This window comes from Nocardia sp. XZ_19_369, from assembly GCF_015355715.1.
In the GTDB taxonomy this organism is placed as follows: domain Bacteria; phylum Actinomycetota; class Actinomycetes; order Mycobacteriales; family Mycobacteriaceae; genus Nocardia.
Window position 1 is genome coordinate 596,062 of the sequence record NZ_JACVED010000004.1, and the last position, 12,944, is coordinate 609,005.

General features: G+C 66.9%; 13 protein-coding genes. 6 read left to right on the forward strand and 7 right to left on the reverse strand.

Annotated features, from left to right (window positions below):
• Positions 1-144 precede the first annotated feature (144 nt).
• The 3 genes from ispG (at position 145) to IBX18_RS18090 (ending at position 4,198) form a co-directional block, all read left to right on the forward strand.
• Positions 145-1,302, forward strand: a complete 1,158-nt coding sequence (gene ispG / locus IBX18_RS18080; RefSeq protein WP_194834761.1) for a flavodoxin-dependent (E)-4-hydroxy-3-methylbut-2-enyl-diphosphate synthase — start codon at positions 145-147, stop codon at positions 1,300-1,302.
• 133 nt (positions 1,303-1,435) lie between these two features.
• Positions 1,436-2,302 carry a GNAT family N-acetyltransferase gene (locus IBX18_RS18085; RefSeq protein ID WP_107658337.1) on the forward strand — a complete coding sequence of 289 codons (867 nt, stop codon included), beginning with the start codon at positions 1,436-1,438 and terminating at the stop codon, positions 2,300-2,302.
• Positions 2,303-2,389: 87 nt separating this feature from the next.
• Positions 2,390-4,198, forward strand: coding sequence for a penicillin-binding transpeptidase domain-containing protein (locus IBX18_RS18090; protein ID WP_194834762.1), 1,809 nt, complete (start codon positions 2,390-2,392; stop codon positions 4,196-4,198).
• Here the strand turns inward: IBX18_RS18090 and IBX18_RS18095 are convergent.
• Both IBX18_RS18095 and IBX18_RS18100 read right to left on the reverse strand, forming a co-directional pair.
• Positions 4,192-4,344 (reverse strand): hypothetical protein, encoded by a 153-nt coding sequence (locus IBX18_RS18095; RefSeq protein ID WP_194834763.1) that lies wholly within the window; start codon positions 4,342-4,344, stop codon positions 4,192-4,194. The two genes, IBX18_RS18090 and IBX18_RS18095, sit on opposite strands and share 7 nt — an antisense overlap.
• Positions 4,345-4,895: 551 nt before the next feature.
• On the reverse strand, positions 4,896-5,396 hold the full coding sequence (locus tag IBX18_RS18100; protein ID WP_194834764.1) for a peroxynitrite isomerase: 501 nt from the start codon (positions 5,394-5,396) through the stop codon (positions 4,896-4,898).
• 221 nt (positions 5,397-5,617) lie between these two features.
• Here IBX18_RS18100 and IBX18_RS18105 point away from each other — a divergent pair, with 221 nt between their 5' ends.
• On the forward strand, positions 5,618-6,985 hold the full coding sequence (locus IBX18_RS18105; RefSeq protein ID WP_373889201.1) for a TIGR03118 family protein: 1,368 nt from the start codon (positions 5,618-5,620) through the stop codon (positions 6,983-6,985).
• A gap of 187 nt (positions 6,986-7,172) precedes the next feature.
• Here IBX18_RS18105 and IBX18_RS18110 read toward each other — a convergent pair whose 3' ends face one another.
• Genes IBX18_RS18110 through IBX18_RS18120 form a run of 3 tightly spaced genes read right to left on the reverse strand, consistent with a single transcriptional unit; the run spans position 7,173 to position 9,170 of the window.
• Positions 7,173-7,661 (reverse strand): hypothetical protein, encoded by a 489-nt coding sequence (locus IBX18_RS18110; protein ID WP_194834766.1) that lies wholly within the window; start codon positions 7,659-7,661, stop codon positions 7,173-7,175.
• Between the two features lie 12 nt (positions 7,662-7,673).
• A complete protein-coding gene (locus IBX18_RS18115; protein WP_194834767.1) occupies positions 7,674-8,780 on the reverse strand; it encodes a MerR family transcriptional regulator in 1,107 nt (368 codons plus the stop codon).
• A 33-nt stretch (positions 8,781-8,813) separates the two neighbouring features.
• On the reverse strand, positions 8,814-9,170 hold the full coding sequence (locus tag IBX18_RS18120; RefSeq protein ID WP_228541276.1) for a helix-turn-helix domain-containing protein: 357 nt from the start codon (positions 9,168-9,170) through the stop codon (positions 8,814-8,816).
• Between the two features lie 73 nt (positions 9,171-9,243).
• Between IBX18_RS18120 and IBX18_RS18125 the strand changes: the two genes are divergently transcribed.
• Positions 9,244-10,002: an SDR family oxidoreductase gene (locus tag IBX18_RS18125; protein WP_306796307.1), complete on the forward strand. Its 759-nt coding sequence runs from the start codon at positions 9,244-9,246 to the stop codon at positions 10,000-10,002.
• Positions 10,003-10,391: 389 nt separating this feature from the next.
• Positions 10,392-10,844 carry a DUF4254 domain-containing protein gene (locus IBX18_RS18130; protein ID WP_194834768.1) on the forward strand — a complete coding sequence of 151 codons (453 nt, stop codon included), beginning with the start codon at positions 10,392-10,394 and terminating at the stop codon, positions 10,842-10,844.
• On the opposite strand, the gene IBX18_RS18135 is transcribed toward IBX18_RS18130, so the two are convergent.
• A complete protein-coding gene (locus IBX18_RS18135; RefSeq protein WP_228541277.1) occupies positions 10,845-11,345 on the reverse strand; it encodes a hypothetical protein in 501 nt (166 codons plus the stop codon).
• A gap of 93 nt (positions 11,346-11,438) precedes the next feature.
• Positions 11,439-12,821, reverse strand: coding sequence for an APC family permease (locus tag IBX18_RS18140; RefSeq protein ID WP_194834770.1), 1,383 nt, complete (start codon positions 12,819-12,821; stop codon positions 11,439-11,441).
• Positions 12,822-12,944: the final 123 nt, after the last annotated feature.

Genomic DNA, 12,944 nt, shown 5'->3' on the forward strand with positions numbered 1-12,944 from the left:
GGGGACAGTACGTTGTCGTGGGCGTCACAGGGTGGTCGTTCGGCGTGCGCGACTAAGCTCGGAAAGCGAACGGCCCGGAATGTAACAGAGCGCTTGCGAGCCGCGGATGCGCGAGGCCGCACGTATGAAAGTAGGCAGCCGAAGGTGACCAGCACAATCGGATTGGGGATGCCCGCCGCTCCTGCGGCCGTTCTCGCTCCTCGACGCAAGACCCGTCAGTTGATGGTGGGCAATGTCGGGGTCGGAAGTGATCACCCGATCTCCGTGCAGTCGATGACCACCACCAAGACCCACGACATCAACGCCACCCTGCAGCAGATCGCGCAGCTGACCGCTTCCGGCTGCGACATCGTGCGCGTGGCCTGTCCGCGTCAGGAAGACGCGGACGCATTGGCGACGATCGCCCGCAAGAGTCAGATCCCGGTGATCGCCGACATCCACTTCCAGCCGCGCTACATCTTCGCCGCGATCGACGCGGGCTGCGCTGCGGTGCGGGTGAACCCGGGCAATATCAAGGAATTCGACGGCCGCGTCGGCGAGGTTGCCAAGGCCGCGGCGGCCGCGGGCATCCCGATCCGCATCGGCGTCAACGCCGGTTCGCTGGACAAGCGGATGCTGGAGAAGTACGGCAAGGCCACCCCGGAGGCGCTGGTGGAATCCGCGCTGTGGGAGGCCAGCCTGTTCGAGGACCACGGTTTCGGCGACATCAAGATCTCGGTCAAGCACAACGACCCGGTGGTCATGGTGGAGGCCTACCGGCAGCTGGCCGCGCGCAGCGACTACCCGCTGCACCTCGGCGTCACCGAGGCGGGTCCGGCGTTCCAGGGCACCATCAAGTCCGCGGTGGCGTTCGGCGCGCTGCTGTCGGAAGGCATCGGCGACACCATCCGGGTCTCGCTGTCCGCGCCGCCCGCCGAGGAGATCAAGGTCGGCGACCAGATCCTGCAGTCGCTGAACCTGCGCCCGCGCAAGCTCGAGATCGTGTCCTGCCCGTCGTGTGGCCGCGCCCAGGTGGACGTGTACACGCTGGCGAACGCGGTCAGTGCCGGACTGGAAGGCATGGAGGTGCCGTTGCGGGTGGCCGTGATGGGCTGCGTCGTGAACGGCCCCGGTGAGGCGCGCGAGGCCGACCTCGGTGTCGCGTCCGGCAACGGCAAGGGCCAGATCTTCGTCAAGGGCGAGGTCATCAAGACCGTGCCGGAGGCGATGATCGTGGAGACCCTGATCGAGGAGGCGCTGCGCATCGCCGAGCAAATGGGCGTGGAAGCGGGCGCGGGCGAACCGGTCGTCACGGTCAGCTGAGTCGCCGACCGAACTTTCACCAGGCCCGGGCGGGGCTGAAGGTGCGCTTCGCCCGGTTCAGTTCGACACACCTCGGACTGTTGCGTTCGGCATAGCCGTACCACATCGTCGATATTCGTGGCAGGCTATCACCGTGCGGAGTCTGCTGGAGCCGACGCGAAGGACGAAGTACGTCCCCGCGCGGCAGCTCGCGAACCGGGACCTGGGGCAGGTCCTGCGAATTCTGGATGCCGATCCGGTGGCCTCGTGCATGGTCGCCGCCCGGCTCCAGGAATTCGGCCTGGACACGGCCAGGTGCGGGCAGGGTGAACTGTGGAGTCGCGGCGGCCCTTCGGAGTCGCTGTGTTTCTCCGGTGCGAACCTGATCCCGCTGCGTGGTGACCACAATGCGCTGCGAGCGTTCGCGGACCGGGCGATCCGGTGGCCGCGCATCGCCTCCTCGGTGGTGGGACGCCGTGAACTGGCGTTACCGCTGTGGGAGATGCTGTCCGACCATTGGGGTCCGGAGCGGGAACTACGCGGCGAGCAGCCGCTGCTCGCTCTGACCCAACCGCCGCTGGTGGCTCCCGACCCGACCGTCCGCCGGGTGCGCCCGGACGAACTCGATCGCTACCTCTGCGCCGCGATCGCCATGTTCATCGAAGAAGTCGGTGTGGACCCTCGCGCTGGTGACGGTGGCCGCGGCTACCGTCGCCGCATTCAGAGCCTGATCGAATCCGGCCGGGCCTGGGCACGTTTCGAGGACGGCGAGGTCGTGTTCAAGGCCGAGGTCGGTTCGCTGTCCCGGCGCACCGGCCAGATCCAGGGTGTCTGGGTGCATCCCGAACACCGCGGCACCGGGCGCGGCACCATGGGCACCGCCGCCATCGCCAACGCGGTCATCGCGTCCGGCCGCACCGCGAGCCTTTATGTGAACGACTACAACGAAGTCGCGCGCCGCGCCTACTCCCGAGTCGGCTTCCGGCAGATCGCTACCTTCTCCACGGTCCTGCTGGACTGACCCGCTTACGCTGAAAACTGTTTCAGTGGAAAGAAACACGGAGCGGCGCGGGGGTTTGCTCGCTGTTGGCTATTACCATCGGTATCGATGTCGACTAGCACTACTCCGCTGAGAACACCGTTTCTCATCACGCTGACTGTCGCGCTGCTCGCGGTGCCCGCGGCGGGTTGTGCGCGCGGCCCGCAGGGCCCGGTGCCCGCGGCCGACGACTTCGTCGCGGCGTTCGCCGAGCGCGACCTCACGGCCGCGGCGCAGCTCACCAACCAGCCCGAAAAGGCCGGAGCCGCAATGGGTTCCGCCTGGGACCATCTGCAGGCCGATCGGCTCACCGCTCGCATCGGCTCGTCCAGGGTCACCGGCGACACCGCGACCGTCGACTACACCTATGAGTGGCGCCTCCCCAGGGACCGGACCTGGCGCTACACCGGGCAATTGCAGATGGGCCGCAGCGGCGGTCGCTGGAAAGTGCGCTGGACCTCGTCGAACATCCATCCCAAACTCGGTGACACGCAGACGATGTCGCTGCGATCGACCCCGGCCCCGCGCGCCAGGGTGAACGAGCAGGCGGGCAGCGACGTGCTGGTACCCGGCAAGGTGTCCCGGGTCGCGTTCACCGCGGCGAACGCCGGCGATCCCGGCGCGGTCGCGACCGTGCTGGCCGGAGCGCTGCGCCGGTTCGACCCGCAGCTCACGCCCGAATCCATCCGGGACGCCGCCACCGCGACCAGCGGCGCGTACACGGTCGCATTGCTCAGCGAGTACGAATTCGACCAGGTGAGTTCCGATCTCATCGGTCTGCCCGGCGTGGTGATCAGCACGCAGTGGGACCTGGTGCCCACCGACCGCGCCTTCGCCCCGGATTTGCTGGCCCAGATCCGCAAGACGGTGATCGCCGAGGTGGACGGCAAGGCGGGCTGGAGCGTGGTCACCATGAACGCGAACGGCGCCGACACCGACGTGCTCACCGAGGTGCCCTCGCAACCGGCCCCCTCGTTCTCGCTCAGCGTGGACCGCAATGTGCAGAACGCCGCGCAGCGCGCCGTCGACCTGCGCGAAGAGCAGACCATGATGGTGGCGCTGCGCCCGTCCACCGGCGCGATCCTGGCGATCGCGCAGAACAAGGCGGCGGATCGGGACGGCCCGGTCGCGACGATCGGGCAGTATCCGCCGGGTTCGGTATTCAAGACGGTGACCGCGGCCGCCGCGATGTCCACCGGACTGGCCACCCCGGACACCGTGCTGCCGTGCCCGAGCCGAATCACCATCGGGGAACGCATGATTCCCAACTACAACCTGTTCACGGTCGGTGACGTGCCGATGATCACGGCCTACGAGCGGTCGTGCAACACCACCTTCGCCAACGTGGCCAGCAGGCTGCCGGGCGACGCGCTGCACGCGGCCGCCGCGAAACTCGGTGTCGGACCGGGCTATACGGTGGCCGGCCTGCCGACGTTCTCCGGCTCGGTGCCGCCCTCCGACGAGCTGATCCAGCGCACCGAGGACGGTATCGGCCAGGGCAAGGTGGTGGTCAGCCCGCTCGGCATGGCCTTGATGGCGGCCACCATCGCGCACGGCTCGGTACCGGTGCCATACCTGATCGCGGGCCGCACCACCACGGTCGACGGCGAGCTGACGACCTTCTCGCCGCAGGTGATCACCGGATTGCGGGCGATGATGCGCAGGGTGGTCACCGGCGGCACCGCGGAGCGGATCGCCGATCAGGGGGAGGTGTACGGCAAGACCGGCGAGGCCGAGGTCGACGGCGGGTCGCACTCGTGGTTCGTCGGCTACCGCGGGGATATCGCGTTCGCGACGCTGCTGGTCAAGGGTGGCAGCTCCGACAATGCGGTCGCGGTCACCCGCGATATGGTCGCCGCGCTGCCGGCCGGTTACTGAGCCGGGTCTTGCGCTGACTGGTTGCTGGTCGCGCCGGTGTGGTCCATGATCGCGGCGCCCGCGTCGCCGCCGTCGAGGATCTGCACGGTGGCCGCGCCGCTGAGGATGATGGCCACACTGGCCAGAACTGTGGTGGAACGCTTCATTGTTCGGCTCCCTCGGGTCAGGGGTGTCGACGGGGGAATGGTGCTGATTACTCCGCGCGGAGGTTGCCGAGCGAAGTTTTCTGAAAGTTTGCTGAAGCAGAACCGTAAACCGGGATCGTTTCGGTAACAAGCGCAAGTGACGGACGACATGTCAGGCCCGTGAAGTGCGCCGGGTCACATTTTCTGGCGATCTTCGGTGAGGCTACCGCCGAGCGCGCGGCCGATTCGTGGATTGTGGCGATGGTGGAACTACTCCGCGAAACGAGCGATTGGGCCGAATAATGTCGAGAATTTACGCGCGCTCGGCGGAGGTATTCGGATCTGCCAGGTTTGGCCCCTGCGTGGGGGTCGGTTGTACCTCGCCGCAGTCGGTGGGGCCTCGCGGGCGATCGGGGTTTGTCCGCAGCGATCGAAGCCGCCAAGGGAACTTCGGAAACCGAGCCGAGGGGAGCCGCCAAGGCGGACCTCGAAGCGCTTGTCCGTGCAGCGGCGACTGGCGGCGGTTCGTCGAGCTCGCTATGCACGGCCTCGCCGCACGGAGCCTTTCGCGGCTAGTCGGCGCGGCGCAACGTGGCGGCGAGGTGGTGTTGCAGTGGCTCCCCAACGGCGGCCATGCGCAACGTGTAATCGATAGTGTCGCCTTTCAATTGAAAGGTGCGACCAAGGGCGGTAACGAGTTTCGCGGTGCCGGTGCGGCCGATGCTGGTGGAGTCGAATTCCATGTGCAGCGCACCGTCGGCGACATTCAGTGCGCCCTCACATATTTCGGTGATCCCGGTGGGATGCGCCAAGATCAATTCCACGCGATCCGGGCTGGGGCAACGCAGATAGCCGGTTTCGGCGTGCATCGGGCGGCTGCCGTCGGCGGCACGGGTGCGCTGCCGATAGGTGAGGAACGGGCGGCCGAGATGGCCGAACCGGACTTCTTCCAGGTAATCGAACGACTGGATGGTCGGGTATTCGCCGTGTCCGTTGCCACGCCAGGTGCCGAGCAGTGGAGCGAGGGGGGCGATATCGGGATGGGGCGCGATTGCGGGTTGGGGTTCGACCACGGCGCACAGCCTAAACCTTGTTGGTTCGCGGGGTGTTCGTATACTGCCGAATTCTCTTGGAGCTAAGGTTAGCATCGCCTAAACGCCAAACGTGGCGTGTGGCCTACAGAACTTGCCGGCAAATGTCGACGGGCTCGGAGAATGCGCTTTTGTCGGGGTGGCGCGTGCTCCGCTGTGCGGTTCGTCCCGGCAGGGGCGAGCCTGTCGGAAAGGAACAAAAGTTGAACGGACACTGCAGTGAGTTGCGCCGGGCCGGTGCGTGGCGGGCGCGGACGAGAAACGGTCTGCTGCGCGCCGCGGTGCTCGGCGCCGCGCTGGTGGTCGCCGTCGCATGCTCGAAGTCCGAGCCGGCCGACACCGAGGTGCCTGCGCTGGACGGCAATCGGTATGTGCAGACGAACCTGGCCGCCAACAAAGCCGAGTATCAGGCACTGTTCACCTTTCCCGACATGGTGAACGCCTGGGGCCTCGCCGACCGGCCGAAGGGTGCGGGCGGTCATTTCTGGGTGGGTGCGGGCGGTAAGTCGTTCCAGTTCGTCGGCGATGTGACCGCGGCCGCGGACCCGAAGCTGCAGAAGCTGTTCCAGGATCCGCTGAAGATCGTCACTATCCCCGGTGCCGACGCCGACACCTCGGACAACGGCATCGGCAAGGCCACCGGTGTGCTGTTCAACCCGGCGCCGATCACCTCCGACCTGTTCGTGGTGCGCGATCAGCCGGTCGAAGTGAACGGTGCGCGGCAAATGCTCAGCGGCTCGGCGCGATTCATCTTCGCCACCGATTCCGGCAAGATCTCCGGCTGGACCGAGCAGGCCGCCGACGGTGCCATCGTCCGGCAGGACGGGCCCGCCAACCTGATGTTCGACGGCGAACCGCAGGGCATGCAGTTCTTCGGTATCGCGCTCTCCCCGTCCGGTGACAAGCTGCTTGCGGCCGACTTCGGCGAGGATCCGCAGGTGCGCACCTTGGACAAGAACTGGCAGCTGATCCCGACCACCGGCTTCGCCAACCCGTTCGCCACCGGAGACGCCGTCGACGCCGCCGCGCCGGACAAAGGCAAGAAGGTGAAGCCGGGCGATCCCGCTCCGTTCAACGTGTCCACCGTCGGCAACCGCGTGTTCGTCGCCTACGCGACCACCAAGCCGGCCGAAACCGATGCGACCAAGCTCGATGTCGGCGAAGAGGATTCGCTGGACAAGGATCAGGAGAAGGACGCGAAGGGTCTGCCGGACAAGGGCAAGGTCGCGGAGTTCGACGCCGACGGCAAGCTGGTCCGGGTGCTCGACGGCGACAAGCGCTTCAACGCACCCTGGGCCGTCACCGTCGCACCCGCCGGCTTCGGCCCGCTCAGCGGCAAACTGCTGATCGGTAACTTCGGCGGCGCGGGATACATCCTCGCGTTCGATGACGCCACCGGCGAGTTCGTCGACTACCTGCGCGATGCGGAGGGCAAGCCCGTTGCGGTCGAAGGGCTTTGGGCGCTGATGTTCGGCAACGGGGAGAGCCTCGGTGATGCCGACTCGCTGTACTTCACGGCGGGTCCGGAGGATGAGAAGGATGGGCTGTTCGGCAAGCTTCGCCTGAAGTAGGCCCTGACGTCGACGGCCCGCGCTCCCGGAGTGCGGGCCGTTCGCGTGTGTCGGCCAGAGCTGAATCGAGCAGAGTCGAATGGTCGCTACTTGATCTTGACGAGCAACCATATGACTCTGCTCAATTGGCAAAACTCGACAACGTCGCCGCTGCCCTCTCAGTGCCGCACGGTTGTGTCGTCGCTCGTTACCTGCCGGTGGGTGCGGATGGGCGGGGGTCGGTGTTCTGGGCGCGGATCGCTTGCTCGACCTCCTCGACCGCGGTGCGAATCATGGTGGCGTAGGGGGTGTCGGGCAGGGCGTGAAGGGTTGCCCGGGCAGCGCTGACCTCGCGTTGGGCGGCGGTGAAGGAGCTCAGCCGGCGGTAGTTGTCGGCCAGGTTGAGGTGCAGGGAAGGGTAGAAGCCTTGGACGTCCACGCTGGGCTCGTACTGCTGGGCCCGGGCGTTGGTCAGCGCGTCCGCGGCGTCGAGGGCGCGGATGTCCCAGGTAAGGGCTTCGGCCGCGTCGTCGTAGAGGTCGGCGAGATAGTGCGCGAGGCTGCAGCGGTGTAACGGATCACCCTGTGGGCCAACGGAATTCCAGAGGGTCAGCAGGGATTCACGGGCCGCATCGGAGTGGCCTTCGTGCCCGAGTGTTACCGCCTGCGTGATGGCGGCCATGGTGTCGTCTGTCATGGCGGATGGTCCTTATCCGTCGAGTGGCTGCCGGGTCGGCATGGCCAGCGTGGTGAGGTCGCCGTCGGTGGCGGAGCGCAGGACGACCGGGAGATCGGCTGCGGCGATGTCGAGCATGAGATCCGGGCCCAGCGCGGTGTGGATCGCGGGCAGCAGTGTTGCGACGTCGAAGGAGATATCGATGGCGTCGCCGGTGACCGAGGCGGGGAGGTGGTGTCGGTGGCTGTCGTCGGAGACGGTCAGACCGGTCTGGTCGAGCGGCGCGTCGGTGGCGGACGGGTAGACGAAGCCCGTGGTCGGGAGCAGCTCGAACCGTACTGTGCGGGAGGACTTTTCGAGTAGATCGCGTAACCGATCCCGGGCCGTGAGTACTCGCGTTCGGACCGGCGCGAGCCCGGACAGCACCGCGCGATAGTCGGGAAACGGTTCGTCGATCATTCGGCAATGCCGCTCGGCGCCGTCACCGGTGAGTACCAGTGCCTGACCCCTTGGGGCAGCGATGATTTCGCCCTGCTGGCGCAGCCATGCGATGACCGGCGTGACCTCGCTCGCGTCGACGACCAGCGCCCAATCGTCGCCTCGCCGATCCCGTGTCACCACGGTTCGTGTCGACAGCCGATATCGATCGGTGGCGGTGAGCGTCAGCGAATTCGCGTTGGCCTCCACCAGAATCCCGGCGAGCACAGGTATTTCGCGATCGATCGCCGCAGCGGCCCGCACCTGCTCGATCGCCGCTGCCAGCAATGCGGCTGACAGCACGACCTGGTCGCCCGTCGATCCGACACCGAGAGTCTGTTTGATCGTCTCGGCAACGCGTGCGGCCTCCTGTGCCCGGCGCGCCAGCTCGCCGACGTGTTCGTCCAGCAAGCGTTCCGCGCGCTCGGTATCACCGGACAGGATGTCGGAGATCGAGTCGAGCGGTACCTCGATCGCCCGCAGCCTGCGGATCAGCGCCGCGCGTTCCCGCTGCGCCGCCGTGTAGTAGCGGTACCCGGTGAGCGGATCCACCCGGGCGGGCACCAGCAACCCGCTGTCGTCGTAAAACCGCAGCGCACTGGCCGTGAGCCCGCTCGCTCGCGCCAGCACGCCTATCGTGATCAACCCGTCGGACTCTGCCACCCCGTCATCATGGAGTCTCAGGTAGGCGGAAGGTCAAACCTCGCGATCGGCCGGGGCGGTGAGTGTCGCGTCCCGTCGTCGCGACCAATCCCAGACGCCGCGCAGGGCGACGCCGAGTTCGGTTCCCGCGGTGGTGAGTTCGTAGGACTTGTCGGCGTTCTTCACGATCAGCCCAGCGCTTTGCAGGTGTTGCAGCCGCACCGACAGCATGCTGGAGGAGCAGTTGTCCATCCGTCGCCGCAGTTCGAGAAAACCGAGCCGCCCCGGTTCCAGCTCCCACAGCACGCGCAGCACCCACCGCTGACCCAGCAGTTCCATCGCGGCCAATACCGGTGCGTTCGCTGGATCGGCCCGGTCCTTGGGCGGCCTCGCCCCGCTTGCACTTCTCATTTAGAACTACCATAGTGATTCTGAATTAGAAGCAATCCGTCGGGCCGCCGGGTCCGCAACCGAGAGGGAGACGGTGGTCGAACCAGCCGGACAGCGAATCGTTCTGATCACGGGTGCCTCCCGCGGCATCGGCGCCGAATCGGCGCGCATCCTCGCCGGTCGCGGCGACCACGTGATCATCAACTACCGCGAAAAGGCCAAGCGCGCCAACACGATCGCCGACGAGATCATCGCCGCGGGCGGCAGCGCGTCCACCGCGGGCGCCGACATCTCCGACGAGGTCTCCGCCCGCGCCCTCATCGACGGCATCATCCAGCAGTTCGGCCGCCTGGACGTCCTGATCCTGAACGCCTCCGGCGGCCTGGAGCGCAACGCCGCCGCCGACTACGCCATGTCGATCAACCGTGACGCGCAAACTCGGCTGGTCCGACTTGCCTTGCCGCACCTGCCTTCCGGTGCCCGCATCGTCTTCGTCACCAGCCACCAGGCGCACTTCCACGGCCGCAAACCCGTTCCGGCCGAATACGAACCCATCGCCGCCAGCAAACGCGCGGGCGAAGACGCACTACGCGCCATGATCCCCACCCTCACCACCCACGGCGTCACCCTGCACACCGTCTCCGGCGACATGATCGACGGCACCATCATCGTCCAACTCCTCGAACGCCGAAACCCGGACGCCGTCGCCGCCCGCCGCGACACCGCCCCACTGCCCACCGTCACCGAATTCGCCACCGCCGTAGCCGAAGCCACCACCAGCCCCGCCGAATCCGGCCACACCACCTACATCGGCGGCCCCGACTACCTGACCACCGAGCCCGCCCTCTCGTAACCGGCGTCCGCATCGGGTGGGATCAACCGACTGCGGCAACCGTCGACCCGCTCGCCGCAGCGGCGTGCGCATCAGGCACGATTTGCCCGACTCGCCCGGGATTGGTTTCGACGCCGCATCGATTGGGCATAGCCGCAGGTCATTACTTCCGGGTGGCAGATTAAGGTGTGCTCACTCGAGGTTTGCCGAACCCGGAGGGGCGCGACGGCAGGCTGGTGGGGAGGTCGTTGACCAGCGCGTGTCGGATGAACGGAAGTAGGTGAAATCGACGTGGAGGGGGGAAGTCTCGTTCACGCTATCGATGTGTGCCAGGTGCGCGATGAGCTGCGGCGACGGCGCGGTGTTCGGTACCCGGGTGAGTGGTCGCACGACCAGGTTGGTGCGCTGCGATGAACCACTCGGGCAACGACCGCGCGCTCCCCGGGAAAGACCTGCTGCTCGCGGCTTTCCGCGGCTTCCCGCACGAGGATCATCCGATGCTGGAGGCGGCGGGTGAATTGGCGCAGCTGCATCTGGTCCGCGAGCGGATCCCGGCGACCGAGTCGGTCAAGATCGATCGGCGTCGCATCCAGTTGGTGCGCACCATCGACCGCTGGGTCACCTTGGCGACCCCGGTCCCGGAGATCGCGGCTCCCGAACACACCGAAACCGTCGGCAGAATCGTGGACCGGCTCGCGGGGATGACCGCACAGGCGTTCGCCGCGCTGGCCTTCGCCCCGGAGGCGGTCTTCTACGACGCGTGGGTGCAGATCGAGGAACTGGCCGACGGCTACCAGGACCTCATCGAAGACCTGCGCTACGGCATCCGGCGATTACCGGAGGACCCGTACGAGCGCTCGTAATTATTTCCCGCGGCCGAACAGCCGGAACGACCGATTCCGGCGCTGCGGCAAGGTCGCGTAGACCATGGTCATATCGGCGAACACCTCCGCCTCCCGCTCCCGGTCGACGCCGAACTCGGTCCGTCCGAGCACATGCTCGATCGACTGCGGCGACACCGACGGCAGCAGCAGCCCCAGCGACGGCGGCACCGGCGTGCTGCGATCCGATTCGGTCGTGCCGTGACCGAGCAGCATGTGCCCGACCTCGTGCAGGATGATGTGGTCGGCATTGCGGTCGGTGGCGTCGACGTCGTAGACGATGATGTCGTCGTGTTTGCGCGCGACCCAGAGACCGCCTCCGCCGCAACCGATCTCGTTCAGCAGCGGCTTGGGCGCGGTGTGCAGGCTGATAGAGCGGCCGCGGTGCGCGGCAACAGCGGCGAGATAGGCCGCCAGGTTCCACGGGTTGGGGAGGGGCACGGTTCGGGTCGCGTCACCGAAACGAGCTTCCATGCTGGTCATCCCGGCACACATTACTCACCGTGCCGCGACTAGTCACCTAGTGATCCGGGCGAACCCGGCGTGAGCTGGTGCACTGTCCGAGAACAAGATCCACTATTCGGCGGGTGGTTTCGTCGCTGCGGGTGCGGCGTGGAAGTACCGAATCGCCAGGTGATTGACTGCCCACAACACGACCCCGACCGCGAGCAGCATCCCCGCGATCGCGTACTGCTGCGGATTGCGGTCGGTCCACGGCGTCACCAGGAAGCCGCACGTCAGCGCGCCGATCACCGGGAGCGCGGTCGGCGTGCGGAAGTGCTCGTGCGACACCGGGTCTCGGCGCAGCACCAGTACGGCGACGTTGACGATGGTGAACACGGCGAGCAGCAGCAGCGCGGTGGTGCCGCCGAGCTCGGGCACCTCGCTGACGACCGCGATCAGGCACAGCGCCAGCAGCGTGGTGAACAGAATGGCGATGTAGGGCGTGCGCCGACCGGCGTGCACGTGCCCGAGCGGCCGCGGCAACACACCCTGCCTGGCCATGCCGTAGAGCAGGCGACTGGCCATCAGCATGTTGATCAGCGCGGTGTTGGCGACGGCGATCATGCTGATGTAGGCGAAGACGTGCGTCGGGAACGCCGGCCAGCCCACCTGCACCACTTGCAGCAGGGGTGTGTCGCCTTGGCCGAGTTGCGCCACCGGCACCAGCGCGATCGCGGTGATCGAGACGAGTACATACACGAGCGCGGTGATGGCCAGCCCGGCCAGCAGCACCTTCGGGAAGATCCGGCTCGGCTGCTTGCACTCCTCGGCCATATTGACCGAGTCCTCGAAGCCGACCATCGCGTAGAAGGCCAGCGTGGTGGCGGCGATGACGCCGCCGACCGCGGTCCGGTCGCCGGTGTCGAACTCGACCACCCGCCCGAAGTCGCCGTCACCCGCGCCGAGCGCCCAGCAGCCGATCCCGATGACGATCAGCAGACCGGTCAGCTCGATGCAGGTGAGCAGCACGTTGAGCTTGACGCCCTCGCTGACCCCGCGCAGGTTGATCGCCGCGACCACCATCATGAAGGCCAGCGCGATCAAGGTGATCGCGATGCCCTTGCCGAGATCCAGGTCGAAGGCCGCGGCGAAGTTGGCCGCGAAGGCGCGCGATGCCGTGGAGGCCGAGGTGATCCCGGAGCACATCACCGCGAACGCGACCATGAAGGTCAGGAATTGGATGCCGAAGGCCTTGTGCGTGTAGAGCGCGGCGCCCGCGGCATGCGGGTATTTGGTGACCAGTTCGAGGTAACTCATCGCGGTGACCAGCGCGACCAGGAACGAGACCACGAACGGCACCCACACCGCGCCGCCGACTTCGTTGGCCACCTTGCCGGTGAGCGCGTAGATCGAGGAGCCGAGGATGTCGCCGACCACGAACAGCAACAGCAATCCCGGGCCCATCACCCGCTTCAGCTCCGGCTGCGATTCCCGCTGTGCGGTGACCTCGGCCATGCGGTCCCTCCCGATGTTCGAACAGATGGATGCAGTTCCCCGAACCACTCGAAAGTAGTCGACCGACTTTTACTTTCGCGGCAAATCGCGCGACGCGATGAACCGAAACGCGCGCTGTCTCGG